Consider the following 4,067-nt stretch of genomic DNA (forward strand, 5'->3'; position numbering starts at 1 on the left):
GTGGTGGACAAGGCGTTTGGTGACCTAGAGATGGACCCCGATAAGGTCACTATCCTCGCCGCTGCAAACCCACCGGAGCTCGCCGCCGGGGGCTGGGACTTGGCACCGCCCCTGGCCAACCGGTTCCTGCACCATACCTTCGCTGTCAACGCAAGCGACTGGGCCGAGGCGTTCCCCGGTTATTGGGGCAAGCCACCCTCACTAACTTTTCAAGGGCGCGGAGTGGGTGAGGATGCTTGGGCACAGGCACGCTCGCTGGTAGCTGCCTTTGTTCGTGCACGACCACAGCTCCTGCTTGCCCTGCCCACCGATGAGTCCCGGCGTGGCGGTGCCTGGCCCTCGCCTCGCTCCTGGGACTACGCCAGCCGCCTCCTCGCGGGTGCCAATGGAGCCGCATCGCGCGTCCTGCCTCTCCTGATTGGCTGCGTCGGGGAGGGAGTGGCGGTGGAGTTCTGTCACTGGCTGCGTGAGCTAGACCTCCCCGACCCCGACCGCCTCTTGGCAGCGCCCGCTTCGTATGTACACCCGGCTCAAACGGATCAGGCCTACGCTATTCTCTCCTCGGTTGCCCAGCGTGCGGTGACCTCGGGGCTGAGCGTAGGGCGCTGGAAAGCAGCGTGGACGATCCTTGCTGCGGCCGCTCAGGCAGGGGGTACGGACGTCGCTGCTGTGGCGGCTCGCACCCTGGCGCGGGCTCGTGGGGACCGTGAGGATCTTCCTCTGCCCCGTGTCGAGCTGACACCGTTTCTGCCGGTTCTGCGCTCGGCGGGACTGCTGAGCCAGTAGGAGGTATGGGGATGACTGCATTTCTCTCGGGGCAGAACGGCATGGCGGAGACTCTGATCTCCGCCGCCCTGCTCCGCCTTTCGCTGGATCGGCCGTACCTAACGGCTGCGCTCTGGTCACTGCGTCGCATTCCCACCGAGGAAGTGGAGACCATGGCGGTGGATGCGCACTGGCGGCTCTACTACAACCCCGTGCGCGTCGTCTCGGACTGGAGCTGTGAGCAGACCGCGGCTGTGCTCTACCACGAGATCTGCCACCTGCTGCGTGACCATGCGGGCCGTGCTCCGGCGAGCGTGGCGGGAGACACTCAGGCCGCGCTTCAGTGGAACCTGGCGACCGATGCTGAGATAAACGACGACTTGCTTGCGGAGGGGCAGCCCCTGCCTGGCTCGCCGATCTTGCCTAGCACGCTTGGCTGCCCCGATAGCCTGACCGCTGAGGAGTACTACGCTCGCATCCAGAAACAGGACCCTCAACCCCCATCTGGGGTGGGCGGCGGGCAGTGCGGCTCCTGTGCGCATGGGGTGATGGAGGCGCTCGAGGCCGTGGCGGCGACCAGTGGAATTACAGGCCTGCCTGAAGGGGAAGACCAGCTGGTGCGCCACAGTGTCGCTCTGGACATCCGCTCCACCATCGCCCGTCGGGGCCGTGGAACCCTGCCCGGCGGCTGGGAGCGCTGGGCGGATGAGCTGCTGGCTCCCCCCAAGCTCGACTGGCGGCGCGAGCTGGCAAGCGCGGTGCGCCGTAGCCTCGCGGAGACAGCGGGGCGCTCGGACTACCGGTACGCACGGCCGGGTCGTCGGCAGGCAGCGATGCCCGATATCGTCGTGCCGGGCCTGGTACAGCCCGTTCCGCGCGTTGCCGTGGCGATCGATACCAGCGGGAGCATGGGCCACGATGACCTTGCCTGCGCCCTCTCGGAGATGGCGGGAATCCTCAAGGCACTGGGCCTGCGCGAGGGTGTGACGGTTCTCTCCGTGGACACTGCGGTGCATACCTGCCGCAACGTCTTCGACCCGCGCCAGGTGAAGGGGCTCCTGCGGGGTGGGGGGGGCACGGACATGGGCGTGGCCCTCGCTGCGGTGGAGAGTCTTCGTCCCCGCCCGGACACCGTGATTGTAATCACCGATGGCTATACCCCCTGGCCTGTCCAGCCACCGCAGGGCATCGGTCGGGTGATTATTGTGCTCACGCGCCCCACGAGCTGCCCCACGCCGAGCTGGGCAAAAGTAATCCAAACCAAGCCCTAGCTTCCTTTCCGGTTTGATTACACAGGGCGTAGTGTAATCAATGAAGGCAGTTCATTAGAACGGAGCAATGACCATGACAACCCAATCGACACCGTCACCCAATCCCACTCACCTCGGCCAGGACGACGAGCTGGAGCTCGCGTTTCGCGTCCTGGCTACTTTTCCCTGTAGCAATTGCCGCCGCCCGCTCACCAAAGAGAGCCATGACTCCAAACCTCACTGGCGTCGCCGGACACCCGAGCAGACCGACCCACATATCTGCTGTGGCATTGCCCACTGTCCCTACTGTGGTAAGCCCGCCAGCGAGCGCTGTCGGCACCTTGTCTCCTTCAAGGAGTACGGGCGCTGGAGTGTCCCCGGCTTCCGTGGTAAGACGGCTCGCACCCTCCCCACGCTGGCTCCGGCTCATGGGGTTCCTAACAGTCAGCTCCTCGACTTCGAGGACGACCAGAAGGAGCAAGCCTTCCGCACCGCGGCTCCGTTTCTTAACCTCCTCTACACGGAGGGCTTTGCTAGCAAGTCAGACATCAAGGTGCCTCTTGCACCGATTCTAGGCCCCCATTTCTTTCGTGGTGACCGCTGCATGGAGGTCAATAGCTACGGCCGCAACCACTACTACCACTTTAGCAAAGACCCCGATCGTGTCCGTGCCCAGGCACTGCAAATCTTCAAAGACCTTGAGGAAGGAATTGTTCGCATGAATAATATGACTCCCTGTGCGGCCCGTTTCCTATTGCGGGAAATCGAGCCACCAGTAAACCAGTACAGCTATGTCTCATCTATCCAGTTCTCGCCCGATGGCAGCCTCCTTTTCATTGGTCTGCCGGAGGAGGGACAACTTTGGGATGTCGAGACGGGTGCGCTCCTCCATCGGCTTCCTATGAAGCACTCCTACAACAAAAGAGTCACCGCCTCGTTCTCCCAGGACAGTACCCGGCTCGCTCTGGCATCGTCGGACCAGGAGAACGGTCATTATTCCTCCGGCAGCGGTGGGCATAAGACGGTCGCGGAAACCACGATCTTCGATATCAAGTCAGGAGAGATCATAGGCAAAGTGCCAGCGGTTGACCTCAAGACTCGCATCACCGGTGTCACGACGGACAGCCTGCTTGCCCAAGGAACGGTACTGGCCCGCGCGCGCGGTCGGTTCGTCTATCTGAACCCTATCGGTAAGGAAGGCGAAGCGATCTTGGGCAGCTCCCGCACCATCCGGCTCCCGCACCGCACGGTTCTGCGCCTCTGTGCGTTCTCGCCCGACAGCCGCACATTTGCCACGCTGCAGGAGTCGTACACCGAAAACAAGGGAATCTCCCACCATATCCTCGTCTGGCGGCTGCCCTAGAGGGGGATGGCCGATTCGTGATGGAAATTAGTTATTGTTTACGATACAGCGTAGTCAAGACTCGGTCAGTGCGGGGAGATGCGCTTGCCCGAGGCGCCCCAGAGGAGGAGGGGCTTAGCGGCGGCACGAGCTTTCTTGATGGTGTCGGCGGTGCCACGGCTCTCTTCGTCCCAGAACACGAGGACGACATCAGCTTCCTCAATAATACGGGTATTACGGGCTAGGGGAGCCGCCCGCTCCCTGCCAGGAAAGGCGGCGTAGTTCGGGCGGATGACCTCGGTGGGGCACCCGAGAGACCGCGCGGCACTATCGGCGATCGTATCCACCCCCTTGGCCCCACCGTGAACCACGGTATCGCAGTTACCGTTGACGATGTAGTCCGCAACGGCATCTCGAACCACAGAGGGATGGGGATAGTTGCGTGAACCGGACACAGCAATCTTCATGGTAATATCCTCTTGCTTAATAATGTTCATTGTACAGTATTTACCTGCTTCTTGCCAGCTTGGTGCTACGAGCTACGCTTACGAAGTGCCGCGTGCACCTGGCGACGCAGTGCAGGAGTGCAGGGGCCGAACTGCTCGCTACGCCCGTAGAGCCGCCAAATATCTTGCGCCTGAGTAAAGTGCCCACCTCCACGCACTTCCCTGCCGTAGCGGGCTGGTCTGTAGGAAGAAGTGTGCCTGCGA

4 protein-coding genes are annotated in these 4,067 nt (G+C 62.7%); 3 read left to right on the plus strand and 1 reads right to left on the minus strand.

Annotated features, from left to right (window positions below):
- The 3 genes from AC1XOS_RS20595 to AC1XOS_RS20605 form a co-directional block, all read left to right on the plus strand.
- A partial coding sequence (locus AC1XOS_RS20595; RefSeq protein ID WP_481964088.1) for an AAA family ATPase occupies positions 1-786 on the plus strand: 786 nt, incomplete at its 5' end.
- Between the two features lie 11 nt (positions 787-797).
- On the plus strand, positions 798-2,036 hold the full coding sequence (locus AC1XOS_RS20600) for a vWA domain-containing protein (RefSeq protein ID WP_481964089.1): 1,239 nt from the start codon (positions 798-800) through the stop codon (positions 2,034-2,036).
- A gap of 73 nt (positions 2,037-2,109) precedes the next feature.
- Positions 2,110-3,378, plus strand: coding sequence for a WD40 repeat domain-containing protein (locus tag AC1XOS_RS20605; protein ID WP_481964090.1), 1,269 nt, complete (start codon positions 2,110-2,112; stop codon positions 3,376-3,378).
- Between the two features lie 65 nt (positions 3,379-3,443).
- Here AC1XOS_RS20605 and AC1XOS_RS20610 read toward each other — a convergent pair whose 3' ends face one another.
- A complete protein-coding gene (locus AC1XOS_RS20610) occupies positions 3,444-3,854 on the minus strand; it encodes an SLOG family protein (RefSeq protein WP_481964091.1) in 411 nt (136 codons plus the stop codon).
- Between the last annotated feature and the right edge of the window lie 213 nt (positions 3,855-4,067).

Source organism: Armatimonas sp. (assembly GCF_964826245.1).